The sequence below is a fragment of the Longimicrobium sp. genome (genome assembly GCA_036377595.1).
Classification (GTDB): Bacteria; Gemmatimonadota; Gemmatimonadetes; order Longimicrobiales; family Longimicrobiaceae; genus Longimicrobium.
Genome location: DASUYB010000024.1, coordinates 1 through 22,319 on the forward strand (window position 1 = coordinate 1; position 22,319 = coordinate 22,319).

The following is a 22,319-nucleotide window of genomic DNA, read 5'->3' on the forward strand; positions in this document are numbered from 1 at the left end:
TCCTCCTCGGGAGAAGAGGGATCAAACAACTTCCAAACCCAACAAACCCGCGCCCGATCATCCCTGGCGCAAGCAAGGAACCTTTCGCCGGACATTTCTAAATCAACCAAACCCCGGACTTTTCTAAATCAACGAGACACCCCGCATCTCCGTCGATCGTCCTGCCATCCGCCAGAAGGAGGGGCGAATGAATTCGCTGCAACAACCACACGAAGTCCGCCTTCGCGGACTACAACCGACGGTGTGGCCGCGGTTCCGGCGCGCGCGACGAGTATCGAAGAGGCGCGACCGGAGTTCGTCGCGCGCACCACACACTCGGCGGCACGAGAGTCGGTAGTCCCCGCAGGGGGACTTCGTGTGGTTGTTGCCGCGAATTTATTCGCCCGGCCTCCCGGCCGACGGCTCCCGCAGCTCCGCCACGCGCGCGTGCGCCGCCTCGAGCTGCTCCGGGCGGCCGATGTCGATCCACGTGTAGTCGTCCACGCGGAACGGGAGGATCGTCTCCCCCGTTGCCGCCAGCCGCAGGTAGGGATCGAGGATGGAGAACGCGCCGCGCTCCGTCAGCAGCTCGAAGATCCGCGGCGAGATCACGTGGATCCCCCCGAACGCGAGCTTGCGCACCGGGCCGGCTGCGTCGCGCACGCGCAGGTCGAGGTTCTTCTTCGCGTCCGTACGCCCGAGCAGCCCGCGGTCGTCGAACAGCAGGTGCCGCGCGGTGTCGCGCTCCATCACCGCCAGCGTGGCCAGCGCGGGGGAGAGCTCGTGCGCGCGGTACATCGCCGCGAGCGGGACGTCGCTCAGGATGTCGGAGTTGTGCAGGAAGAAGGGCGCGTCGCGGCGGAAGAGAGACTCGGCCCTCAGGATGGCCCCGCCCGTCTCCAGCGGCTCGCCGGGCTCGGGGGAGAGATGCCACTCCACGCCGAAGCCGTCGCGCTCGCGCAGGAACGCCTCCACCTGCTCGCCCAGGTGCGAGGTGTTGACGATCAGCCGGTCCGCCCCCGCGGCGATCAGTCGGCGGGCCACGCGCTCCAGCATCGGCACGCCGCCGACGGGGATCAGCGGCTTGGGCGTGCGGTCGGTGAGCGGGCGGAGGCGCGTCCCCAGCCCCGCCGCCAGGATCATCGCGTCCACGGCCGATCTACCGCGCCGCGCCCGCGTGCTCGGGCTGCTCCGCCTCCGCCTCGGACTCCTCCGGCTGCGGGCGGTTGGCCGGCCAGTTCCCCTCCTCGCGGTGGCTGACGACCACGTTGACGGAGGGGAACTGCGTCCTCAGGTGCTCCGCCAGCCGGTTGGCGAAGTACACCGAGCGGTGCTGCCCGCCCGTGCATCCGAACCACACGGAGAGCGAGGTGAAGCCGCGCAGCAGGTACACCCCCACCGAGTTGTCGATCAGCCCGCGGACGTTCTCCCAGAACTCCTCCACCTCGGGCATCGCCGCCAGGAAGTTGACCACCGGCTCGTCGCACCCGCACAGCGGCGAGTACTCGGAGTAGCGTCCCGGGTTGTGGATGGCCCGGCAGTCGAAGACGAACCCGCCGCCATGGCCGCCGCTGTCGTCGGGGTAGCCGCCCTTGTAGCTGAAGCTGCCCACCTGCACCGTCAGCCCCGGCGGCGCCTTGGGCTGCGACTTCCGCAGCGGCCCCGACGCGCAGATGCGCTCGAACACCGCGCGCAGCTCGGGGAGCTCCACGGGGATGAAGCCCGTCTGCAGGATGCGCTCGATGTTGCGGATGGCCTGCGGCACGCTCTGCAGGAAGCGCGGCTTGCGCTCGTAGAAGCCGCGGTATCCGTACGCGCCCATGGCCTGCATGATCCGCACGAGCACGTAGCCGCGGAAGTGCTGGCGGAAGCGCGTGCGGTCGACGTTGGGCAGATACGCGGCGAGAGAGTCGAGGTAGTGCTCCAGCAGCTCCTCGCGCAGTTCCTCGGGCACCCCCGCCTTGGGGTCGATGAGGAGCGACGCCACGTCGTACTGCAGCGCGCCTCGCCGGCCGCCCTGGTAGTCGATGAACCACGGCTCGCCGTCGCGCAGCATGATGTTGCGGCTCTGGAAGTCGCGGTACAGGAAGTGGCGCGTGTCGGCGCCCAGCAGGAAGGTGGCGAAGCGGCGGAAGTCCTTCTCCAGCCGTGCCTCGTTGAACGGGACGTGCGCCAGCTTCAGGAAATGGTACTTGAAGTAGTTCAGGTCCCACAGGATCGACTGGCGGTCGAACGCCGCGCGCGGGTACGCCACGGAATAGTCCACCGCCTTCCCGCCCTCCACCTGGAAGCGCGGCAGCAGCTCCAGGATGCGCTGGTAGACGGGGATCATCGCCGCCGGGAAGGCGCTGGAGCCGTCCTCCTTGCGGGCGAGCGACAGCCCGTCGAACAGCGTGGTCTCGCCGAGGTCCTCCTCCAGGTACAGCCCCGCCTTCTCGTCGACCCCATAGACCTCGGGAACGGGAAGGCCGATGGAGCGGAAGGCGGCCGTGTACGAGAGGAAGGCGCGGTTCTCCTCGCGGTCGGGGCCCACCACGCCGATGGCCGTCTCCATCCCGTCGCCCACCAGGCGGTACATGGCGCGCTGCGAGCCGTCGCCCTCCAGCGGCAGGATGGAGACGGGGTTCTTGCCGAACTTCTGCCTGAACAGGCGACGGAAGGTCTGCTGCACGGAGAACCGCCCTGCGTGGAGTGCCACGGAACCGAAAACGGGAGCACAAGATAGCACGCAACGCCGGTGCCGTCAGCGGGCACCGGCGCGGCGTGCACATTCCGCCGTCAGGCGCGGGGAAGCTGCGGAATGCGGCGGAGCGGTTTCCGCGCGGCGTGCCGCACCGTCAGCACCCGCACGTGCCGCTCCTGCACCAGGAAGATGATCCGGTGCTCGCGGTGGATCAGGTGCCGCACCTCCCGGTCGACGTACGCCGACTCGGGCGCCACCGGGCACCGCGAAGGCATTTCTTCCAGCGACTCGATCCCCACGAGGATCTCGTCCAGCCAGCGGTCGGCGGCGGCCCGGTTCTGCCTTGCGCGAAACCGGTACGCCTGCTCGATGTCGCGCTCCGCCCGCGGCTGGACGATCACCCCGTAGTAGATCAATCAGCGCTCCGTGTTCGTTTGCGGATGGCGTCGATGGCCTCGCGGGCAGGGCGGCCCTCGCCGCGCTCGACGGACTCCAGCCCTTCGCGCACCGCGAGGATGGCCTCGGCGCGCTCGACCATGTCGAGGAACGCCTGGTAGCTGGCCGCATCCTGCACCACCAGCTCGGCCCGCCCGTTGACGGTGAGCACCGACGGCCGCCCCGTTTCGCGGAGGCGCGCCAGGTGTTCGCGCGTGTTGCGCTGGAACTCGGTGAGCGAGTAGATGTCGTGCAGGCTGATCATGGAGCACCTCGTTCGCAGTGAATTTCCTGCTAACAAGATGCTCACCGCCTTCACCGCCGTCAAGCCTCCCCCTGCCCACAAGAGGCGCACATGGTAAACGACAACCGTTCAGGGCGCAAGAGTGTATTTTTGTGGCCAAATCGGACAAAAGACGCAACTGTAATTCCTGCTTCTACAAGGCAAGCCCAGCGATCGCTTCAGGCCACTCGCACACTTCGAGCGCTGACGTTCTTTCAACTGATGGCTGCGGTTGCGGCGGCGGCATGCAGGTGGCACGTTGCCGCCGCTGACTGATGAACCTGCGGGGAGATGGAGATGCCGAACCGTCTGGCGAACGAGACGAGCCCGTACCTGCTGCAGCACGCGCACAATCCCGTGGACTGGTATCCGTGGGGTGCCGAGGCGCTGGAGCGGGCGCGCGCGGAGGACCGGCCGATCCTCCTCTCCGTCGGCTACTCGGCGTGCCACTGGTGCCACGTGATGGAGCGCGAGTCGTTCGAGAACGCCGAGACCGTGGCGCTGATGAACGAGCTGTTCGTCAACGTGAAGGTGGACCGCGAGGAGCGGCCCGATGTCGACTCCATCTACATGACCGCGGTGCAGCAGATGACCGGGCACGGCGGCTGGCCGATGACGATGTTCCTCACCCCGCGCGGTGAGCCGTTCTACGGCGGCACCTACTACCCGCCCGAGCCGCGCTACGGGATGCCGTCGTTCCGCCAGGTGCTGCGCGCGGTGGCCGAAGCGTGGCGCGAGCGGCGCGCGGACGTCGAGCGCAGCGCCGGGGCGATGCGCGACGCGCTGGCGCAGTCGGGCGCCGTCCACGCCGAATCGCCGTCCGCGGTGGACGGGGCAGTGCCGGATGCGGCGTACGCGTCGCTCGCCGCGCGGTTCGATCCGCGCTGGGGCGGGTTCGGCGGCGCGCCCAAGTTCCCGCAGGCCATGATCCTCGAGTTCCTCCTCCGCCAGTGGAAACGGACGGGCGAGGAGGAGGCGCTGCGGATGGCGGACGTCACGCTGCGGAAGATGGCCGACGGCGGGATGTACGACCACGTGGGCGGCGGCTTCGCGCGGTACAGCGTGGACGCGCAGTGGCTGGTGCCGCACTTCGAGAAGATGCTGTACGACAACGCCCTGCTCACCCGCACGTATCTCCACGCGTGGCAGGCGACGCACGACGACGCGCACCGCCGCGTGGTGGAGGAGACGTTCGGGTGGGTGGAGCGGGAGATGACGTCGCCGGAGGGCGGCTTCTACAGCGCGCTGGACGCGGACAGCGAGGGCGAGGAGGGCAAGTTCTACCTCTGGACGCCCGCCGAGGTGGACGAGCTCCTCGGCTCGGACGACGGCCCGCTCTTCCGCCGCTACTACGACGTGAGCGAGGCGGGGAACTTCGAGGGGAGGAACATCCTCCACACCGCGCGCGCGATGGACGACGTCGCCGCGGCGGCGGGGGTGGCGCCGGAGCGGTTGCGCGCGGTGGTCGAGCGCGGGCGGCAGGTGCTGTACGAGGCGCGGGCGAAACGCGTCTGGCCGGGGCTGGACGACAAGGTGCTGACCTCGTGGAACGCGATGATGCTGCACGCGTTCGCCGAGGCGGCGCGCGTCTTCGAGCGCGAGGACTGGCGGTCGATCGCCGTGCGCAGCGCGGAGTTCCTCACCACGGCGCTGCGGCCGGAGGGGCGGCTGCTGCGGACGTACAAGGAGGGGCGCGCGAAGATCCCCGCGTTCCTGGAGGACCACGCGCTGCTGGTGGACGCGCTGATCGCCGTCTACGAGGCCACGTGGGACGCGCGCTGGGTGCGCGAGGCGCGGTCGCTGGCGGACGACATGCTCGCGCGGTTCTGGGCGGAGGACGAGGGAATCTTCTACGACACCGCGTCGGACGCGGAGCAACTGGTCGTGCGCCCGCGCGACGTGTTCGACAATGCCACGCCGTCCGGCAACTCCGCGGCGGTGATGGCGCTGCTGCGGCTGGGCGAGCTCACCGGCGAGGCGCGCTACCGCGAGGTGGCGGAGCGGGTGCTGGGGGGGATGGCGGAATACATGGCGCGCGTGCCGCTCGGCTTCGGCCACCTCCTCTGCGCGCTGGACTTCAGCCTCGCCGCGCCGGTGGAGATCGCGATCATAGGCAATCCATCATCGGACGAGACGCGCGCCCTCGTCCGCACCGCGTCCCGCATCTACCTGCCGAACGCGGTGCTGGCGGGGAAGCGCGATGGCGATGACGGCGCCGACGACCTCATCCCCCTGCTCCGCGACCGCACGGCACTGGGCGGGCGCGCGACGGCGTACGTCTGCGAGCGGCTGGCGTGCAGGCAGCCGGTGAGCGATCCCGACGAGCTCGCGCGGCAGCTGGCGATCTGATGCCTCACGCGGAGACGCGCTCGATGTCGGCGATGGCGCGCGCGACGTAGCGGTGCACGTGCGGCCCGCCGCGGTCCATGTCGATCGACTGCAGCGCGGAGGACGCATCGACCAGCCACCCCTGCTCGCGCGCGAAGCCGGGGAGGGTGATGTCGAGCTCGTCGACCTGCTCGTCGATCCGCACCAGCAGCGCGCGCAGCTCAGGGATCATCCGCCCGCGCTCGCTGGCGTCCGCCGCGTCGAGCGCGCGGAAGCGCTCCACCGCCTCGGCGCAGAGGCGCCGGAACTCGGCCGGGTGCTGCACCGGTGCATTGTCGGTCATCGCATCGAATCACGGGAGAGGGAAACAGGCGGCTGCAACTTGTGGACGCCGTCGTCGGACGGTCAATCCTCTTCGCTCCTCCATCTCCATCTACAGAAACGCGAGGAGGGCGACCGCCGCGGCCGTCATCGCCAGCCCGGCGAGCGCGCCGAGGACGTTGAGCGCGCGCGTGTTGCGCCACTCGCCCATCACCCGGCGGTCGTTGCAGACCACGAGGATGACGAAGATGAGCGGCGGCGCCAGCACGCCGTTCACCACCGCGGCCCAGAAGAGCATGCGGATGGCGGGGACGCCGGTCCGCAGCATCACCATCCCCGCCAGCAGCGAAACCGCCATCACCGCGTAGAAGCGGATGGCGCGGCGCGGCTTCTCGCTCATCCCCGCGTTCCAGCTTTCCGCCTCGGCGATGGCCAGCGCGGCGGAGCCGGCCAGCACCGGCACCCCCAGCATCCCCGTGCCGATGATCCCCAGCGAGAACAGGAGCGCGGCCCCGGCGCCGGCCAGGGGGCGCAGCGCCTGCGCGGCCTGCTCGGCGGTGGCGATCTGCGTCTGCCCGGCGGCGTGCAGCGTGGCGCCCGTGGTCAGCACGATGAAGTAGAAGATGACGACGGAGATGGTCATCCCCGTGAGCACGTCCACCCGCGCGGCGCGGATGGCGCGCGGGGATGCGCCCCGCCGCGAGGCGATGGTCGTCCGCCCGCGTGCCTTCTCCTCCTCGACCTCCTCGTCCGCCTGCCAGAAGAAGAGATAGGGGGAGATGGTGGTGCCGAGGATGGCCACCAGCGTGAGCACCACGTCGCGGTCGAAGGCGAGGTGCGGGACGACGGTGGCGTGCAGCACCTCGCCCCAGTGCGGCCGCGCGAGGAAGGCGGCGCCCACGTAGGCGAAGAGGACGAGCGTGAGCCACTTGAAGACGCGCGCCATCACCGGATACGAGGCGAACACCAGCAGCCCCAGGATCAGCGCGGCGAACAGCGGCGCGAACACCGCCGCCGGCGCGCCCGTCAGCATCGACGCCACCGCGGCCATGGCGCCCAGGTCCGCGCCGATGTTCACCGTGTTGGCCACGAGCAGGAGGGCGCAGGAGAACCAGAGCACCCAGCGCGGATAGTAGGAGCGCAGCACGCCGGCGAGACCCTGTCCGGCCACCATGCCGATGCGCGCGCACATCAGCTGCACCGCGGCCATCAGCGGCAGCACCACGGGCGCAGTCCAAAGCAGCGCGAAGCCGAACTGCGCGCCGGCGGCGGAGTACGTCGCCACCCCCGACGGGTCGTCGTCCGCGGCGCCGGTGATGAGCCCGGGCCCCAGCTTCTTCAGGAACCCCCGGACGCCGCGGACCGGCGCAGGCGGGTCCATGCGGTGCGGAGGAGGTGCGGCCGTGGTGCTCATCTCGGGGCGGGGATGGGGAAGCGTCGGCGTGGGATGAACTTACGGCGATCTCCGCTCCGTCCGGCGTCCGGAGCCGGATGACGGCGTGTGGGGCGAACGCGGCCGGATCCGCTCGCGATCACAGAATGTCCGACGCGCCTCCGGAAACGCTTTGCGCCGCGCCCGACGCGTGCTAATCTGTGTCTCCCTCGCCCGCGTGTACATCTTTTTCCCCATCCCACCATGCCGCGCCACATCCTTCGCAACGCCGCCGCGCTGCTCGCCGCCTGGGGGATTGCCGCGCCCGCCGCCGCGCAGACCACGCCCGTGGGGTTGTGGGAGCTGGAGCGGGTGGAGGGGCGAACGCTGCCGTCGATGATCCGCCCGTCCACCACCTGGGCCGACTGCAACGACACCATGCCGCTGCAGTCGTGGGCCACCGGCGGCTACCTGGCCATCCTCGCCGACGGGCGCGCGGAGTACTACGTGCAGGCGCGGGTGCTCTGCTATCTCCATCGCACCGGGTGGGCACGCGGGCGCTTCGGCACGTGGGAGATGAAGGGCGACAGCGTGGCCTTCCGCTGGTTCGACGACCGCGAGACGGCGGGGGTCGACAGCGCCGCGGGCACCCTGCGCTTCGGCGATTACATCTGGCGCCGCTCGACGGCCGACGTGCCGCTGTTCGCGATCGACACTTCCGCGCGCGCCGCCTACGCGCGGCTGAACCGCACGGCCATGCGCCGCCTCGCCGACGCGCGCGGCGACGTGGCGATGCGCCGCCACTTCTCGTGCTCGGAAGATCCCTTCACCGCGAAGATCCCCACCGCGGTCGAGGACACGTCGGGGCTGGGCGCGCTCGTCGCCTCGGCCGCGCCGGGATGGCACCTGTCGACGGAGATGGAGATCGCCTGCCGCATCACCATGCGCCCGGACTCGTTCGGGCTGGCGGGCGCGGCGCCGCTGCATCCGCTGGAGGTGGAGCCGGGGTTCGGCAGCGGCCGCGCCTGGTGGGTGCGGCTGGGGGACGTGGACGCGGACGGCAAACTGGATCGCGTGGTCGCGCTCACGTCCAACGGCGACAAGCTGCGCGGCGCCACGCTGGTGCTGCTGGGCTCGGGCGCGTCGCACCGCTTCGACTTCGACGCGGCCCGGGTGCGCCTTCGCGGCGCCCCCGTGAACCCGCGCCGCCCGCGCGGCTGCACCCTCCCGCAGGACGCGGTGACGCACGGCGGCACGAGCTACTACTGGAAGGACGGGCAGATGGTCACGCTCGCCGCCAACCAGTGCCCGCCGGGGCGGTGACGTCGCTTCGGGACACGGCGACGCGCGACAAAGATGGTTGAACGCAGAGGAGCCGGCGGTCGCGCGACCGCCGGCTCCTCCGCGTGTTGCCGTACGATTTCCAGGGGTTAGGCCGCGTAAGGGTATGCGCGCCGCATCTCCTCCAGGAACTGCTCGGCGCGTCTCTGGATCTCCGGATCGGGAGGGTGAGCCAATCGGTCACGATCACGCGCAATGCTGCTGAGAATGCGGAGATACTTGCCGTAGAGCTCGGACGGCAGCTCGGTGAACGGCATCCTCTCCTCGTCTTCGATGTCTGCGAGGATGCGGTGCACGATTTTCGTGATCTGGCCGGTGGGATCCGCCGTGCTGCCTCGCAGCTCGGGAAAACGCGGTCCCGGCCCACGATGGCGCTCCCGCTCGTAGAGGAGGAGAGTGGCCTCGTAGACGACGAAGGTCAGCGTCGTCTCATCCACGTCGTCGAGATACTCGAACATGCTCAGCTCCTCAGCTCGATCATGTCGAAGCAGTCGCGCGGCAGCTCCTCGATCCGGAACTCCACCGAGAGAGGATGTGCGCGATCGCGCACCGGCACGGTGATGACCCTCTCCGCCACGCGATCGTACGGAATAATGTAGAGAACGGGCCGCAAATCATAGGGCGTGGCGCGCGCGACCATCTCCCCGAACTCGATCTGCTCGGCTTCCGTGATCAGGCCGGCTACCCGCTTCATTTTTGCTCCAGTCTTGATGCCGTCGCGATTGCGTTCGAACAGGGCGCTGTGCAGCTCCCCGCGGCGCGCGTCCTCGGCGTAGATGCGGTAGATCTCCGCGGGGCTGGCGCTGGGCGGGATGTTGATGTGCGCCGCGGCCTTCACCCCGTCGTACAGGGGGCTGCACCACGCATAGTGCACACCGGCGTAGAACCGCTCCGCGATCGAGTACGCCAGCAGCGTATTGGTCGAATACAGAAGCAGGGGGCGTGGCATGCATCGGTCCGCTCGGCGTTGGATCTAGATGAAGAGGACGCCTATGATGCGCCTTTGCGTTCCACCGGTCAAGTGTTGCGTTTGGAAACGTTGACGTGTGTTACAGTCCCTACGCGCTGTCTGACACCGCCCCCGAGCGGGGCGGGAAGGACACGCCAGGATCCTCCCCCGAAGACGCGGTGCGTCAGGATGCTTGACGTCCATGACGCACTGCGTTATCGTATCTCCAGCGCAGGCGCGAACCCGGGGAAATGACAATGGCGCGAGTGATCAAGCGGTACGGCAACCGGAAGCTCTACGACGTGCAGGCGAGCGAGTACGTGTCGCTCGAGCAGATCGCCGCCATCATCCGCGGCGGCGAGACGGTGGAGGTGGTGGACAACGTCACGGGCGAGGACATCACCGCCCAGACGCTCACGCAGGTGGTGCTGGAGGAGGGGAAGCGCGGCCGCGGGCTGCTGGGCTCCGACCTTCTCCACGATCTCCTGCGCAAGAGCGGGAAGGCGATCGAGTCCGGCGTGGGGCAGGTGAAGCACGGGGTGGAGGAACTGGTGGAGGGCTCGCTGGGGCGCATCTCGCGGGTGCTGCAGGGCCCGCAGACGCAGGAGCTCAGGCAGCTCCGCGAGCAGCTGGCGCAGCTCGAGGCCACGCTCAACCGCGTGCTGGAGGAGCAGGGAGAAAGCGCCCGCGAGCGCGAGCCGCGGGGCTGAGGGTTTTCGCGAAGGCTGGCTGGTCCACATCCAGGGGACGGAGATCGGGGACGATGAGCACCAGGACGACGAAGCGCACCACGGGCATCCTGCGTCTGGGCGACCTGCCTAGGAACGTGGCCGACCGCGTGGTGAAGCTGCCGAAGGAGATCGCCGACGGCGTGACCACGCGCGGCCGCGAGGTATGGCTGGCCGGGTTGGGCGCGCTGGCCACGGCCGAGGACCAGGGGAGCGCGTTCTACGGCTCGCTGGTGAAGCAGGGCGAGTCGCTGGTCAAGCGCGGCGAGGGGCTGGAGAAGCGCGGCCGCGCCCGCTGGGACGAGCTGAAGAAGGACGTGGGAGAGCGCCAGGACGCGGTGGCGGAGAAGGTGGAGAGCACCGTGGTGGACCCGATGGTGGAGGCGCTCCGCAAGCTGGGCGTGCCTACCCGCGCCGAGGTGCACAAGCTGACCGCGCAGGTCGAGGCGCTGGCCGAGCGGGTGACCGGCCTGATCACCCGGCTGGAGCGGGCGCAGGTGGCCGTCTACTCCGTCGTGGCCCGCGAGGAGGGATGGGCGGTGGAGAAGAAGGGCGCCGAGCGCGCGGTGAGCGTGCACGCCACCAAGGACGAGGCGCTCGAGGCCGCCCGCGCGCTGGCGGGGAACCATCGCCCGGCGGAGCTGGTGGTGCACCGCAAGGACGGCACGGTGCAGGACACCGTGGTGTACGACGCCTGAGCGGGCGCACGCTCCCTGCATGGGTGCCCGGGGTACGGGCGCGGGAGGACCATCCTCGCGCGGCCGCACCCCTTTCTCCTGCGCGGTACCTGAGACCCAGATGAACGACGTCGTACGCAGCTCCGGGGGACGGAAGAAGATCGGGCTGGCACTGGCCGGCGGGGTGCTGGAGGGCGGCTTCTACGAGGTGGGCGTGCTCTGCGCCCTGCAGGACGCCATCCGGGGGCTGGACTTCACCCGGGCGGACGTCTACGTGGGCGTCAGCTCGGGGGCGGTCATCACCTCGCTCCTGGCCAACGGCATCCCCCCCCGCACCCTTTCCCGCGCCATCCTCTCCCGCGCAGGCGCCGGCCTCGACCTCGATCCCAACCTCCTCTTCACCCCCGCGCTGCGCGAGTACGTCCGGCGCGCCGCCCGCGTGCCCGGGATGGTGGGGCGATGGGTGCGGCGCCGCATCCGCAATCCCCTCGACATGTCGGTGTTCGGCTCGCTGCTGGAGTTCGGTGCGCTGGCGCCCGTGGGGATCTTCGACAGCGCGCCGATGGAGCGCTACCTGGCGGGCGTGTTCTCCACCGGCGGGCGCACCAACGACTTCCGCCGGCTGCGCGGAAAGCTGCGCGTCGTCGCCGTCAGGCTCGACACCTCGGAGCTGGTGACGTTCGGCGGGCCGGGGCAGGACCACGTCCCCATCTCGCGCGCGGTGCAGGCCAGCATCGCGCTCCCCGGCTTCTACTGCCCGGTGGAGATCGACGGCGAGGCGTACATCGACGGCGTGGCGCGGCGCACGCTGAACGCCAGCGCCGCGCTGGACGAGGGCGCGGACCTGCTCTTCTGCGTGAACCCGATCGTTCCCGTCGACGTGCACGCGCAGGAGGACCGCGCGCACGGCAAGGGTCCGCCGCCGAACGGGAACGGGAGGAAGGCGAAGAGCCTGACGGACTACGGGCTGCCGGCGGTTCTGTCGCAGACCTTCCGCACGGCGATCCATTCGCGGATGGGGACGGGGTTCCGCAGCTACGCGCACACCTATCCCGGCGCGGACGTGATCCTGGTGGAGCCGGAGCTGAGCGACCACCGGATGTTCTTCTCCAACATCTTCAGCGTGTCCAACCGCCACGACGTGTGCGAGCACGCGTACGCCAGCACGCTGGCCTACCTGCGCGAGCACGCCGACGAGCTGGCGGAAAAGCTGGAGCCGCGGGGGATGTCGCTCCGCCGCGAGGTGCTGGACGACCCGCGCCGCACGCTGTTCGATGACGACGAGCGCCCCAGCCGCAGCGGCGTGCTGGGCGAGATCCGCGGCGCGCTCGACCGCTTGGGCGAGGTGCTGGACCGCCTGGAGCGCTCGGCGGCGTAGTCTTCGAAAAAAGACGAAAGTCTCACGCGGAGACGCGGAGGCGCGGAGAACTCAGTTCGGTCCTCCGCGCCTCCGCGTCTCCGCGTGAGATTACGCGCGCCGGAACTCGCTTCCCGGCGCCCACTGCGGGAGCGCGCCGGACGATGCGGCGGCCCACGCGGTGCGCAGCATCACCCGGCCCTGCTGCACCGCGCCGCCGTAGTCGAAGTCGGGGCGATACGCATCGCTGGGCTGGTGATAGTGGTGCGTGTTGAACTCGTCGTAGCGCTCCTGTCCCCATCCCTCCGGCCGGCCGACGTAGCGCAGCCCGTGGTCCATCGCCAGCGCGGGAACGCCGGCTCGCGCGAACGGGAAGTGGTCCTGCCGGAAGAACAGACCCTGCTCGGGGTGCTGCTCGGGCGCCACCTCCATCCCCTCCGCCCGCGCGGCGTCGCGCACCATCGCGCCCAGCTCGGAGCGGTCGGCGCCGATGGGGGCGATGTCCTCCGTCGTCCCCCACAGGTTGGCGCCGTCCACGTTGATGACCGCCGCGGTGGTGGACAGCGGATACAGCGGGTGCCGCGCGTACCATTCCGCGCCCAGCAGCCCGCTCTCCTCCGCCGTGGTGGCGACGACCAGGAACGGCCGCGGCGGACGCTCCGGCGCGGACGCCAGCGCCTCGGCCACCGTCAGCAGCAGCGCGACGCCGCTGGCATTGTCGTACGCGCCGTGGTAGACCAGCCGCTCGCCGCCGTCGCCGGTGCGGACGCCGAGGTGGTCGTAGTGCGCGGACAGGATGACAGCCTCGTTCAGCCGCGCGGCGTCGCTCCCGGGGAGGAAGCCGACCACGTTCGCCGTCTCCACCTGCCGAAGCTCGCTGATCACGCGCGCGCGGACGCGGATCCCCGTCTCCACCGGCCGGAAGTCCTTCGACTCGGACGCGGCGGTGAGCGCGTCGAGGTCGTGCCCGGCCGACTCCAGCGCGCGGCGGATGGCCGGCTGCGAGATCCATCCCCGCACCCGCAGCGGGAACTCGGGGTCGCCCGCCAGGTCGAACTGCTCGCCGGTGTTGGACGTCTTCACCACGTTCCAGCCGTAGCCGGCGGACGCGTCGGTGTGGATCAGGAGCACCCCCGCCGCCCCGCGCCGCGACGCCTCCTCGTACTTGTAGGTCCACCGCCCGTAGTACGTCAGCGCCTTCCCGCCGAAGAACCCGGGCGTGGCTTCCGTGCCGGGATCGTTCACGCGCACCAGCAGCACCTTGCCGCGCACGTCCACGTCCTTGAAGTCGTCCCACCCGTACTCCGGCGCGGTGATGCCGTAGCCCACGAACACCAGCTCCGCGTCGACCTCCACCTCGGGCTGGGGGATGCCGGCCTCCAGCACGTACTCGTCCTTGTACGCGGGCATGGACGGGCCGGCGGGCGTCTCCAGCGTGAGATGGGGATGCGGGTCCATCCCCAGCATCGGCACCGGCTGCAGCCACGAGTGGTTCACCGGCTCCGCGCCCATCCGCTCCAACTGCGCGGCGATGTACTCCATCGCGATCGTCCCGCCGCGGGTGCCCGGCGCGCGCCCCTCCAGCAGCGGGTGCGAGAGGAAGCGGAGGTGCGCGTCCACCGTCTTCGGGCGCACCGCGGCGAGCGCGGCCCGCAGCGCGGCGTCGTTCGGTTCCGTCATCGATCAATCCGTCAGGATGTAGCGTCCGTCGCCGAGCGCGCGGGCGCGGCCCTCCGCCTGGAGGTAGCCGAGGATGGCGTGCAGCGACCCCTCCGCGGCCAACCGGAGGCGCGGGTCCAGCGCGGCGCCGTACACCGCGTCGATCATCTCGCCCGTGCGCTGCGGCCCGGCGGCCCGCAATGCGTGGACCACCTGCGCGATCCGCTCCTCGCGGTGGCGCCGGTAGCGCGCGACCGCCTCCGCGGCGTCCTCGATCGGCGGGCCGTGGGCGGGATAAAGGATGGATGGAGATAGAGATGCGATGCGGTCCAGCGAGCGGAGATACGCCCGCAGGTCGCCCTCCGGCGGCGAGACGAGCGTGGTGTCCAGGCCGCCCATGAAGGTGTCGCCGACGAACAACGCGCCCGATGTGGGGTGATGGAACGCGACGTGATCCGGCGCGTGCCCCGGCGTGTGGACGACGGTGAGCGCGCCCGCGTCTGTCTCGATCTCGTCCCCCTCCGCCAGCCAGCGGGAGACGAGATCGCTTTCGGTTCTCTCCCCTTCTCCTGCAGCTCGGGAGAAGGGGGGCCGGGGGGGATGAGGGGCCATCCCGGGCGCGATCATCACCGGCGCGCCCGTGGTCGCGGCGAGCGCGGGAGCGGCGGCGGTGTGGTCCGCGTGCGCGTGGGTGAGGAGGATGGCGGCGGGAGATGCGCCGCCGAGCGCGTCGAGGATGGCGCGGAGGTGCGCGGGATCGTCCGGGCCGGGATCGATCACCGCCGGGCGCGCGCGGCCGACGATGAAGGTGCGCGTGCCGTCCAGCGTCATCGCGCTGGGGTTGGGCGCCAGCAGCCAGCGGATCGCCTCCATCAGCGCTCCACCAGCACCGCGCGAACGGGCGACGAGTCCGCCTCCGCCAGTCGCAGCGGCAGTGCGATCAGCTCGTACGCGCCCGGCGCGACGCCGTCCAGCAGCAGGTTCTCGACGATGGCGACGCCCGCGCCGAGCAGGACGCGGTGCACGGGCAGATCGTGCGCCTCCCGCGCGTCCGGCGACGGCGCGTCCGTCCCCAGCAGCCGCACGCCGCGATCGACGAGGAGCCGCGCCGCATCCACCGCCAGCGCCGTCCACGACGCGGGGAACGTGTCGGGATCGCGCCACGCGCCGGTGCGCAGCAGCACGCGCTCGCACCCGCCGGGGAGACGCGCGTCCAGCCACGCCGCGCTGACGTCCGCGACGGACGACGCATCCACCACCTGCGCGGGCCCGACGAACGCGTCCAGCGCGACCTCGCCGATGCGGGCGCCGTGCTCCAGCACGTGGTATGGGCCGTCGGCGTGCGTTCCCGTGTGCGGGCTCATGCACAGCTCGGCCGCGTTCGCCCCGTCACGGGCGATGGACGCCGTCCACCCCACGCGGCACGGCGCGTCGCCCGGCCACACCGGCATCCCCGCGCGCACGGGCCGGCTCACGTCGTGGATGCGCATCTACGGAGATCGCGAGTCACCATTCCATCCCGATGCAGACGTTTGCGCGGCCACAGACTGGCCCCCTCCCCCGGCCCCTCCCCCGCTTCGCAGGGGAGGGGAGAACTCAGCGCGGGCGCCGCTCATCGGCCGAATGCCGCGGCTGCAGTCGCGCAGCGACTTCGTGCTGTTGTTGCCGCGAATTCTTCATTCGTCCGGGCAAGTCTGGCGCCTGCTGGATCACCCCAGCACCAGCCCGGTCCAGAAGCGGGGGGTGAAGAGCGAGGTGACGGGGCTCACGTCTCCGGTCACGCGGATGACGGCGTCGGCGAGGGCGGGACGGGCGGTGAAGCGGCGCGCCACCGCACCCAGCAGCCGCGGCCTCGAGACGAATCCCTCGACAATGCGCTGCATCCGCTCGCCCGGGCCGAACGCGGCGCGGCGGGCGCACTCGTACGGCGCCAGCGCCCGCGCGGAGGTGTCGCCCGCGCGGAGGGCGGCGTGCGCGGTCTCGGCGGCGAGCTCGCCGCCGCGGAGGGCGCGGTAGATCCCCTGGCCGGTGAACGGATCGTAGTAACCCGCCGCGTCGCCCACCAGCAGCGCGCCGTCGGCCACGGCGGAGCGGATCGGGCAGTCGAACGGGCCCGTGGCGATCACCTCGTCCACGCGGCGGACGTGGGAGAAGCCGTAGCGCACCAACGCTGCGTCGAAGAAGGCCTCTGCATCGCCCGCGACCTCTTTCGCACGGGACTCGGGGACCACCACCGTCACGTTCGCCAGGCCGCCGCCGACGGGGGCGATGCCGAGGCAGGCGCCGGGGCCGCTCACGTGCACCTCGCCGCGCGCGGGGGCGTCGTCGAAGCCCGTCACGTGCGCGGTGAGCGCGAGCTTTCGCAGCCTCGGGCGGCGGCGGAGCAGGTTCAATCGCCGCAGCACCACCGAGCGCAGCCCGTCCGCGCCGACGACGAGGCGCGCGGTGATCTCCGCATCTCCATCATCCCCCTGCACCCGCACGCCAGTGACGCGGCCGGTGCGGTCGCGCAGCAGGTCCATCACCCTGACGCCCGTGCGTGCCTCCGCGCCGCGCGACTCGGCGTGGCGCAGAAGGATGTCATCAAGCGTCTCGCGGGGGATGCCGATGCCGTGCACGTCGCCGAAGCCGCCGTCGAACGCGCGGCCGCCGAGCGCGCCGATGCGCCAGCCGTCGAGGCGTGCGGGGCCGGCCGCCTGCACCGCGTCCCACGCGCCGAGGCGGCCGAGCGCGTCGACGCCGGCGGGGTTCACGCACTCCGCGCACGGCTTGCGGCGCGGGAAGCGGGCGCGGTCCAGCAGCAGCACGTCGTGGCCGGCATCCGCCAGCCACGCGGCCGTCGCCGAGCCCGCCGGCCCGCCGCCCACCACCACCACCTCGCGTGATTCGCGCGGAGTGCTCATCTCCTCAATCTCGCGATCAGACGCCGATCCTGCAGGCGCATCGAACGGGCGCGCCTGTGCGAATGCCGGCCTCGTCTACTCCCGCTCTACCACCAGCGACAGTCTGAACGGGAAGTGCGCCCGCACGCGGCCGTTCGCGAAGCCGGCGCGCGCCGCCAGCGCCCGCAGCTCGTCGGGGGTGAACGAGCGGCGGACGGAGAGCGGGCCGTCGTGGCGCGTGACCGGGTGCCTGCGCCAGAACGTCGCGGCGAGGAGCCGCGCGCCCAGCAGCGCCGCGCGCGACCGCGCCAGGTCGTTCACCACGAAGGCGATGCGCGACACGCGGTGCATCTCGCGCAGCACGCGGATGCAGTCGCGCTCGTCGTCGAAGTGGTGCAGGGCGGTGGACAGCAGCACGAAGTCGAACGAGCCGTCCGCGTACGGCAGCCGCAGCGCGTCCGCCGCCTCCACCTGCACGACCGGCTCCGCGGCGGTGTGCTCACGCGCGAAGGCGAGCGTGGTCGCGTGGTTGTCCGTCGCCACGACGTGCACCTGCACCTCCTCCCCGCGCGCCCACCGGGCGATCTCCAGCGGGATGTCGCCCGAGCCGGTGCCGACGTCGAGGATGCGGTACGCCTCGCGCGGGTGGCGGGCGACCAGGTCGGCGAGGTGGTGCAGGACGACGCGCGTGCCGCCCAGCCACCGGTTCACCGCCCGTAGGTCGTCGAGCGACTTGGCGAGCTCCGTGCGATCCTGCGCGGGCTCGTCCATCAGCTCCGCGCCCGCCATCCGCGGCAGCGCGCTCACGCCAGCGCCTCGCGCACGCGGCGGGCGGAATCGTCGATCGCCTCCGCCAGCGCCGCCTCGTCCAGCGTCGTCACGCGGCCGTCGCGGTAGAGCACGCGGCCGCGCACCGCCGTCATCACCACGTCGGTACCCCGCGCGGCGTGGAAAAGCGCCGCCACCGGGTCGTGCACCGGCCGCACGTGCGGCGCCGCGAGCGAGACGGCGCAGAGATCCGCGTCCTTCCCCGGCTCCAGCGTGCCGATGCGCTCCTCCATCCCCAGCGCCCGCGCGCCGTCGATCGTCACCAGCCGCAGCAGGTCGGCGGGGGCGAGGAAGCCGTACGACGCGAGGCGGCCACGGTGCAGGAGCGAGGCGATCCGCGCCTCCTCCAGCAGGTCCAGCCGGTTGTTGCTGCCGACGGAATCGGTCCCCAGCCCCACCCGCACCCCCGCCTCGCGCAGCTCGGGATAGGGCGCGATGCCGTGCCCCAGCTTCGCGTTGGCGACGGGGCAGTGGGCGACGGCGCAGCCGTTGTCGACCAGGCGGACCACGTCGTCGTACTCCAGCAGCACGCAGTGGATGAGGAGCGGGCGCGCGGCCAAGACGCCCAGCCGGTCCAGCATCTCCATCGTGGTCTGCCCCCGCGGCGGCGTGGCGATGTCGCGCGCGCGCAGCCCCGGCGCAAAGTCGCCCTCGCCGCGCGTCACCAGCTCGCGCTCGGGGACGGACTCGCCGGCATGGATGGCGATGGGAAGCCGTTCGTCGCGCGCGTACCGCCCCGCCGCGGCGAAGAGCGCGTCGGAGACGGTGTACGGCGCGTGCGGGGAGATGCCGACGCGCACCAGATCCGTCTCCTCCGCGCGCATGCGGTCGACTGCCGCGCGGAGGTCGGCCATCGACTCGTCGGCGACGCGGGGATCGGGGCCGAAGAGCTCGCGGTAGACGATGCCGCGCATCCCCGCCTCGCGCAGCGCGCCGAGCGACGCGGCGGAGGATTCGGTCGCGGCGACGGTCGTCATCCCCGCCCGCAGGCACTCGACCAGTGTCCACCGCGCGGCCACCTCGTAATCCCCGTCGCACAGCACCGCGCGCTTCGTCCCCACGAGGCGGAGGATCCAGTCGCGGAAGCGCAGGTCCTCGAGCGCGCCGCGGAAGATGGAGAGCTCGGGGTGCGCGTGGACGTTCACCAGCCCGGGGAGGAGCGCCGCCTCGCCCAGCTCGACGACCTCCGCGCCCTCGGGCGGCTCGATGGCCGCGCGCGGGCCCACGGCGGCGATGCGGCCGTCGGCGCCCACCATCACCGCCCCGTCGCGCACCGGCTCCGTGGCCACGGGCAGCACCCACGCCGCCCGCCAGATCGTCACTCGCTCCGCCATCTCCCGTCCCGTTCACGTTCCTCGAATGCCGCTCGCGTCTGCAATTCTAAGGCGCGGCGACGATGAAAAAACAGAAGGGTCTCACGCAGGGTTAGCAGAGTCAGCAGAGAACAGCTGTTCAACTGCTGACTCTGCCAACCCTGCGTGAGCCCATCTTTTTCAAGATTTGGGGATGAAAAGAAGCCGCCGCCCCGGAGAACCGGAGCGGCGGCTTCGTCCATCGACCCCTCGTCTATGCGGCCGTCACGGGGTGGCGGTGCAGGGAGACGGGAGGCTGCGTGCGTCGCACTCCGACAGCGGCACCTGGAAGGCCGCGATGCGGATGTGCGACGGCTGGTCGAGCGGCAGGTCCGTCAGCCGGCCGAAGCGCCGCGAGTCGATCCACCGGTGCCCGCCCTCGAACAGCAGCGAGTACCGGCGCTGCCTCAGCAGCGCGGTGATGAACGCCGCGTCGCTGGCCGGCTGCGCGATGGCCGCCAGCCCGCCCGAGGTGGTGCGGATGAAGTTCAGGTCCGCCGTGGCGCCGGGCTTGTCGCCCGTGAACCAGCGCGCCTCGGCCCGCAGCAGGATCAGCTCCTCGTTGCGGATGATCGGCACCGGCGAGGTGTTGCTCTCGTACATGGTGAACGCCTTGTCGCTCCCCACGCCCGAGACCGTGCGCGGGTCCACCGTCTTGATCTTGGTCAGCACCCGGTTGTCGAGGGTGGCGTCGGGCTTGTGCTCGGCGTCGGTCACGATCGACGGGTGCGCGAAGATCACCGGGTTGGCCAGCTCGTTCGGCGCGTCGCTCCCGCTGCCGTAGGTGTTGTACACCCCCAGCGTCAGCGGCGAGGCGGTGCTGACGAACGAGGCGTTCAGGTCGGTGATGGCCGCGGTGTAGTTCTGCATGTACGCGTCCACCCGCGCCTTCAGCGCCCGGTTGAACTTGATGAAGTTCGCGGGCGTGTCGAACCCGGCGTAGCCGCTGCTGAGCGGGAAGGGGAAGGACGAGCCCCCCGCCTGCAGGTCGGTGCGACCCGCGTCGAGCAGCGCCACGATCTGCGCGAACACCGCCGCCTTGGGGGCGATGGGCGCCAAGTCGCCGTTCAGCGGCCGGTCGACGTCGATCGGCGCCCCGTTCACGTCGCGGGTGTTGATCACCAGCAGCAGATCGTACGCCTGCATGGTCTTCACGAACCCGCGCACCGCCGCCTTCTGCGGGTCGGTCATCCCCTGCACCACGTCGAGCGCGTGCAGGATGATGTTGCCCAGCCGCACGTCGGCGTAGCGCGTGGTCCACAGGCCGGCCCCGAACGCGCCGCTGTTGGTCACCGGGCCCACCAGCAGCTCGGAGATGTAGCGCGGGTCGGAGACGTCGAGCGTGTACGACTCGCGCCCCACGATCCCCAGCAGCGACACGTAGCCGGTGCGGTCGGTGATGTTGGCCTTGGCGTTGATCTGCATCCCCACCGCCGCCGCCTTGATCCCCTCGGGCGTGGGGTTGTTCTCCAGCTCCTCGATGCTGGGGTTGTTGTACTGAGGGATGTCGAGGTCCGAGCCGCTGCAGGCGCCCAGCGCCAGGGCCGCCCCCAGCACGCCCGCGGCGATCGTCCTCCGCGTGTAGTGGAATCGGGTCATGGCTCAGAGCCCCAGGTTGATGGTGAGCCAGAAGCTGCGGCTGGGCGGGAACGGCGCCACGTCCACGCTGCGCGCGATCTGCTGGTTGCCGAAGTTGCTGACCTCGGGGTCCAGGCCGCTGTAGTCGGTCCAGGTGGCCAGGTTGCGCCCGCTCAGCGTGAGCCGCGCGTTGTGCACCCGCCCCGGGATGCGCGACAGCGCGCTGGCCGGCAGGTCCCACGACAGCGACACCTCGCGCAGCTTCACGTAGCTGGCGTCCTCGATGTACTGCTGCGTGTACACGCCGAAGCCGCTGACGCGCTCCAGCCCCGAGCAGTTGGGCTGGCAGTCGGGCACGTCGCGCGGGCTGGCGACGCCCGAAGGCAGCGCGAAGTCGGGCGAGTTGCCCACCGCGTCGTACAGCAGGCGGGTGAGGTTGATCACGCTCCCGCCGTGCTGCCAGTCCACCAGCCCGTAGAGGCTGAAGGCGCCCGCGCGCAGCTCGTTGCTGAAGCCCATCCGCCACTTGGGCGTGGCGTCGCCGAGCTGCTCCTCGATGGGCACGCCGCTCGAGTTCAGCCCGTTGCGGCCCACGATCTGGGTGGCCGAGCGCCCCTCCTGGATGCGGAACACGCCCAGCGCCGTGGAATTGAAGGCGCCGGTGTTGAACGCGGGAACGGGGAGGTTCTCGATGGTCGCCTTGTTGGTGTAGAAGGTGGTGCGCGAGTTCCAGGTGAAGCTCTGCCGGTCGAGCGGCGTGGCCGCCAGCGAGAGCTCGAGCCCGCGGTTGACCAGCTCGCCGCCGTTGAAGATCTGGGTGGTGAAGCCGGTGCTGGGCGCCAGGGTGCGGCGCAGGATCATGTCGCTGATCCGCTTCTGGTACACCGTGGCCTCGAGCTGCGCGCGCCCGCCCAGGAAGGTGGCGTCGAAGCCGCCCTCGATCTCCTTCTGCCGCTCGGGGCGGATGTCGCTGGCGCCGGCCGTGGCGCCCAGCACCACGCCGCCGTTCCCCTGGATGCTGTTGGTGGCGTCGAGCACGGTGAACTTGCTGCCGTACAGCGGCTGGTTGCCGCTCTCGCCGTACGCCGCGCGCAGCTTCAGGTCGTCCAGCCAGCTCGCCAGGCCGGGGAAGCGGTAGCTGGCGCTGGCCTTGGGATACAGGAAGTAGTGCCCGGGGTCGCCGTTGGCGCTGCTGCGGTCGCCGCGCAGGCTGCCGGTCAGCAGCAGGCGGTTGTCGAGCGCCAGGAACTCCTCCTGCAGGTACACGCCGAAGTCGCGCACCCGCTCGCGCGTCTGGAAGATGGTGGAGCTGGGGCCCGAGTTGATGTTCCCCTGCCCCGCCACCAGCGAGCGGGTGACCACGCGGTGGATGTTCAGGTCACGGTCCTCGTACTGGAACCCCGCCGAGCTGGTCAGCGTGGTCCCGGCGCGCGGGTTCCAGGTGTGCACCAGGTTGGCGTTGCCGTTCAGGTTCAGGTTGTGGCTGTTGGCCAGGATCGACGCGCCGGGCTGCGGGTCGGCGGCCATGAACTGCAGCTCGGCCGGGAAGAGGAGCCCGTTGTCCTGG

Annotated in this window: 22 protein-coding genes; 5 read left to right on the forward strand and 17 right to left on the reverse strand. The window is 71.1% G+C overall.

From position 1 onward, the window contains the following. Nucleotides 1–375: 375 nt before the first annotated feature. The 4 genes from VF092_03955 to VF092_03970 form a co-directional block, all read right to left on the reverse strand. Nucleotides 376–1,122 (reverse strand): nucleotidyltransferase family protein, encoded by a 747-nt coding sequence (locus tag VF092_03955; protein HEX6746445.1) that lies wholly within the window; start codon nt 1,120–1,122, stop codon nt 376–378. Nucleotides 1,123–1,138: 16 nt separating this feature from the next. After that, entirely contained in the window at nt 1,139–2,650 is a 1,512-nt protein-coding gene (locus VF092_03960) for an RNase adapter RapZ (GenBank protein HEX6746446.1), read from the reverse strand. Between the two features lie 107 nt (nt 2,651–2,757). Beyond that, on the reverse strand, nt 2,758–3,078 hold the full coding sequence (locus VF092_03965) for a type II toxin-antitoxin system RelE/ParE family toxin (protein HEX6746447.1): 321 nt from the start codon (nt 3,076–3,078) through the stop codon (nt 2,758–2,760). Continuing rightward, complete coding sequence (locus VF092_03970) at nt 3,075–3,362, reverse strand: type II toxin-antitoxin system Phd/YefM family antitoxin (protein ID HEX6746448.1); 288 nt, start codon at nt 3,360–3,362, stop codon at nt 3,075–3,077. Before VF092_03970 ends, VF092_03965 begins: the two co-directional genes overlap by 4 nt. Nucleotides 3,363–3,677: 315 nt before the next feature. Here VF092_03970 and VF092_03975 point away from each other — a divergent pair, with 315 nt between their 5' ends. Next, nucleotides 3,678–5,729: a thioredoxin domain-containing protein gene (locus tag VF092_03975; protein ID HEX6746449.1), complete on the forward strand. Its 2,052-nt coding sequence runs from the start codon at nt 3,678–3,680 to the stop codon at nt 5,727–5,729. 4 nt (nt 5,730–5,733) lie between these two features. On the opposite strand, the gene VF092_03980 is transcribed toward VF092_03975, so the two are convergent. Then, on the reverse strand, nt 5,734–6,051 hold the full coding sequence (locus VF092_03980; GenBank protein HEX6746450.1) for a hypothetical protein: 318 nt from the start codon (nt 6,049–6,051) through the stop codon (nt 5,734–5,736). Nucleotides 6,052–6,141: 90 nt separating this feature from the next. Further along, nucleotides 6,142–7,443, reverse strand: coding sequence for an Nramp family divalent metal transporter (locus VF092_03985; GenBank protein HEX6746451.1), 1,302 nt, complete (start codon nt 7,441–7,443; stop codon nt 6,142–6,144). Nucleotides 7,444–7,665: 222 nt separating this feature from the next. Between VF092_03985 and VF092_03990 the strand changes: the two genes are divergently transcribed. After that, nucleotides 7,666–8,724 carry a hypothetical protein gene (locus VF092_03990; GenBank protein HEX6746452.1) on the forward strand — a complete coding sequence of 353 codons (1,059 nt, stop codon included), beginning with the start codon at nt 7,666–7,668 and terminating at the stop codon, nt 8,722–8,724. 107 nt (nt 8,725–8,831) lie between these two features. On the opposite strand, the gene VF092_03995 is transcribed toward VF092_03990, so the two are convergent. Together VF092_03995 and VF092_04000 are read right to left on the reverse strand one after the other, a co-directional pair. Further along, nucleotides 8,832–9,200 carry a hypothetical protein gene (locus VF092_03995; GenBank protein ID HEX6746453.1) on the reverse strand — a complete coding sequence of 123 codons (369 nt, stop codon included), beginning with the start codon at nt 9,198–9,200 and terminating at the stop codon, nt 8,832–8,834. A gap of 2 nt (nt 9,201–9,202) precedes the next feature. Next, the gene (locus tag VF092_04000; protein HEX6746454.1) at nt 9,203–9,691 is read right to left on the reverse strand and encodes a hypothetical protein; all 489 of its coding nucleotides are present in this window, start codon (nt 9,689–9,691) and stop codon (nt 9,203–9,205) included. A 257-nt stretch (nt 9,692–9,948) separates the two neighbouring features. Here VF092_04000 and VF092_04005 point away from each other — a divergent pair, with 257 nt between their 5' ends. The 3 genes from VF092_04005 (at nt 9,949) to VF092_04015 (ending at nt 12,474) form a co-directional block, all read left to right on the forward strand. Next, nucleotides 9,949–10,401 (forward strand): polyhydroxyalkanoate synthesis regulator DNA-binding domain-containing protein, encoded by a 453-nt coding sequence (locus tag VF092_04005; GenBank protein ID HEX6746455.1) that lies wholly within the window; start codon nt 9,949–9,951, stop codon nt 10,399–10,401. A gap of 53 nt (nt 10,402–10,454) precedes the next feature. Next, nucleotides 10,455–11,117 carry a phasin family protein gene (locus tag VF092_04010; GenBank protein ID HEX6746456.1) on the forward strand — a complete coding sequence of 221 codons (663 nt, stop codon included), beginning with the start codon at nt 10,455–10,457 and terminating at the stop codon, nt 11,115–11,117. A gap of 100 nt (nt 11,118–11,217) precedes the next feature. Continuing rightward, nucleotides 11,218–12,474: a patatin-like phospholipase family protein gene (locus tag VF092_04015; protein HEX6746457.1), complete on the forward strand. Its 1,257-nt coding sequence runs from the start codon at nt 11,218–11,220 to the stop codon at nt 12,472–12,474. A gap of 90 nt (nt 12,475–12,564) precedes the next feature. On the opposite strand, the gene VF092_04020 is transcribed toward VF092_04015, so the two are convergent. From VF092_04020 to VF092_04060, 9 genes are all read right to left on the reverse strand, one after another. After that, a complete protein-coding gene (locus VF092_04020) occupies nt 12,565–14,133 on the reverse strand; it encodes a M20/M25/M40 family metallo-hydrolase (GenBank protein HEX6746458.1) in 1,569 nt (522 codons plus the stop codon). A 3-nt stretch (nt 14,134–14,136) separates the two neighbouring features. Then, nucleotides 14,137–14,985, reverse strand: a complete 849-nt coding sequence (locus VF092_04025; protein ID HEX6746459.1) for an MBL fold metallo-hydrolase — start codon at nt 14,983–14,985, stop codon at nt 14,137–14,139. Further along, nucleotides 14,985–15,602, reverse strand: coding sequence for a cyclase family protein (locus VF092_04030; GenBank protein ID HEX6746460.1), 618 nt, complete (start codon nt 15,600–15,602; stop codon nt 14,985–14,987). Before VF092_04030 ends, VF092_04025 begins: the two co-directional genes overlap by 1 nt. 219 nt (nt 15,603–15,821) lie before the next feature. Beyond that, nucleotides 15,822–17,015: an NAD(P)/FAD-dependent oxidoreductase gene (locus tag VF092_04035; protein HEX6746461.1), complete on the reverse strand. Its 1,194-nt coding sequence runs from the start codon at nt 17,013–17,015 to the stop codon at nt 15,822–15,824. 75 nt (nt 17,016–17,090) lie between these two features. Further along, nucleotides 17,091–17,801 carry a methyltransferase domain-containing protein gene (locus VF092_04040; GenBank protein ID HEX6746462.1) on the reverse strand — a complete coding sequence of 237 codons (711 nt, stop codon included), beginning with the start codon at nt 17,799–17,801 and terminating at the stop codon, nt 17,091–17,093. After that, complete coding sequence (locus tag VF092_04045) at nt 17,798–19,156, reverse strand: amidohydrolase family protein (GenBank protein ID HEX6746463.1); 1,359 nt, start codon at nt 19,154–19,156, stop codon at nt 17,798–17,800. Before VF092_04045 ends, VF092_04040 begins: the two co-directional genes overlap by 4 nt. Beyond that, nucleotides 19,141–19,377: a hypothetical protein gene (locus tag VF092_04050; protein ID HEX6746464.1), complete on the reverse strand. Its 237-nt coding sequence runs from the start codon at nt 19,375–19,377 to the stop codon at nt 19,141–19,143. Before VF092_04050 ends, VF092_04045 begins: the two co-directional genes overlap by 16 nt. 22 nt (nt 19,378–19,399) lie before the next feature. Next, nucleotides 19,400–20,773 carry a RagB/SusD family nutrient uptake outer membrane protein gene (locus tag VF092_04055; protein ID HEX6746465.1) on the reverse strand — a complete coding sequence of 458 codons (1,374 nt, stop codon included), beginning with the start codon at nt 20,771–20,773 and terminating at the stop codon, nt 19,400–19,402. 3 nt (nt 20,774–20,776) lie between these two features. Continuing rightward, a partial coding sequence (locus VF092_04060; GenBank protein ID HEX6746466.1) for a hypothetical protein occupies nt 20,777–22,319 on the reverse strand: 1,543 nt, incomplete at its 5' end.

Bases quoted from the DNA above. Each gene is read 5' to 3' on its own strand.
- VF092_03955 (HEX6746445.1), bottom strand. From the start codon at position 1,122: ATGATCCTGGCGGCGGGGCTGGGGACGCGCCTCCGCCCGCTCACCGAC.
- VF092_03970 (HEX6746448.1), bottom strand. From the start codon at position 3,362: ATGATCAGCCTGCACGACATCTACTCGCTCACCGAGTTCCAGCGCAAC.
- VF092_03975 (HEX6746449.1), top strand. From the start codon at position 3,678: ATGCCGAACCGTCTGGCGAACGAGACGAGCCCGTACCTGCTGCAGCAC.
- VF092_03980 (HEX6746450.1), bottom strand. From the start codon at position 6,051: ATGACCGACAATGCACCGGTGCAGCACCCGGCCGAGTTCCGGCGCCTC.
- VF092_03985 (HEX6746451.1), bottom strand. From the start codon at position 7,443: ATGAGCACCACGGCCGCACCTCCTCCGCACCGCATGGACCCGCCTGCG.
- VF092_03990 (HEX6746452.1), top strand. From the start codon at position 7,666: ATGCCGCGCCACATCCTTCGCAACGCCGCCGCGCTGCTCGCCGCCTGG.
- VF092_03995 (HEX6746453.1), bottom strand. From the start codon at position 9,200: ATGTTCGAGTATCTCGACGACGTGGATGAGACGACGCTGACCTTCGTC.
- VF092_04000 (HEX6746454.1), bottom strand. From the start codon at position 9,691: ATGCCACGCCCCCTGCTTCTGTATTCGACCAATACGCTGCTGGCGTAC.
- VF092_04005 (HEX6746455.1), top strand. From the start codon at position 9,949: ATGGCGCGAGTGATCAAGCGGTACGGCAACCGGAAGCTCTACGACGTG.
- VF092_04010 (HEX6746456.1), top strand. From the start codon at position 10,455: ATGAGCACCAGGACGACGAAGCGCACCACGGGCATCCTGCGTCTGGGC.
- VF092_04015 (HEX6746457.1), top strand. From the start codon at position 11,218: ATGAACGACGTCGTACGCAGCTCCGGGGGACGGAAGAAGATCGGGCTG.
- VF092_04020 (HEX6746458.1), bottom strand. From the start codon at position 14,133: ATGACGGAACCGAACGACGCCGCGCTGCGGGCCGCGCTCGCCGCGGTG.
- VF092_04025 (HEX6746459.1), bottom strand. From the start codon at position 14,985: ATGGAGGCGATCCGCTGGCTGCTGGCGCCCAACCCCAGCGCGATGACG.
- VF092_04030 (HEX6746460.1), bottom strand. From the start codon at position 15,602: ATGCGCATCCACGACGTGAGCCGGCCCGTGCGCGCGGGGATGCCGGTG.
- VF092_04035 (HEX6746461.1), bottom strand. From the start codon at position 17,015: ATGAGCACTCCGCGCGAATCACGCGAGGTGGTGGTGGTGGGCGGCGGG.
- VF092_04045 (HEX6746463.1), bottom strand. From the start codon at position 19,156: ATGGCGGAGCGAGTGACGATCTGGCGGGCGGCGTGGGTGCTGCCCGTG.
- VF092_04050 (HEX6746464.1), bottom strand. From the start codon at position 19,377: ATGGACGAAGCCGCCGCTCCGGTTCTCCGGGGCGGCGGCTTCTTTTCA.
- VF092_04055 (HEX6746465.1), bottom strand. From the start codon at position 20,773: ATGACCCGATTCCACTACACGCGGAGGACGATCGCCGCGGGCGTGCTG.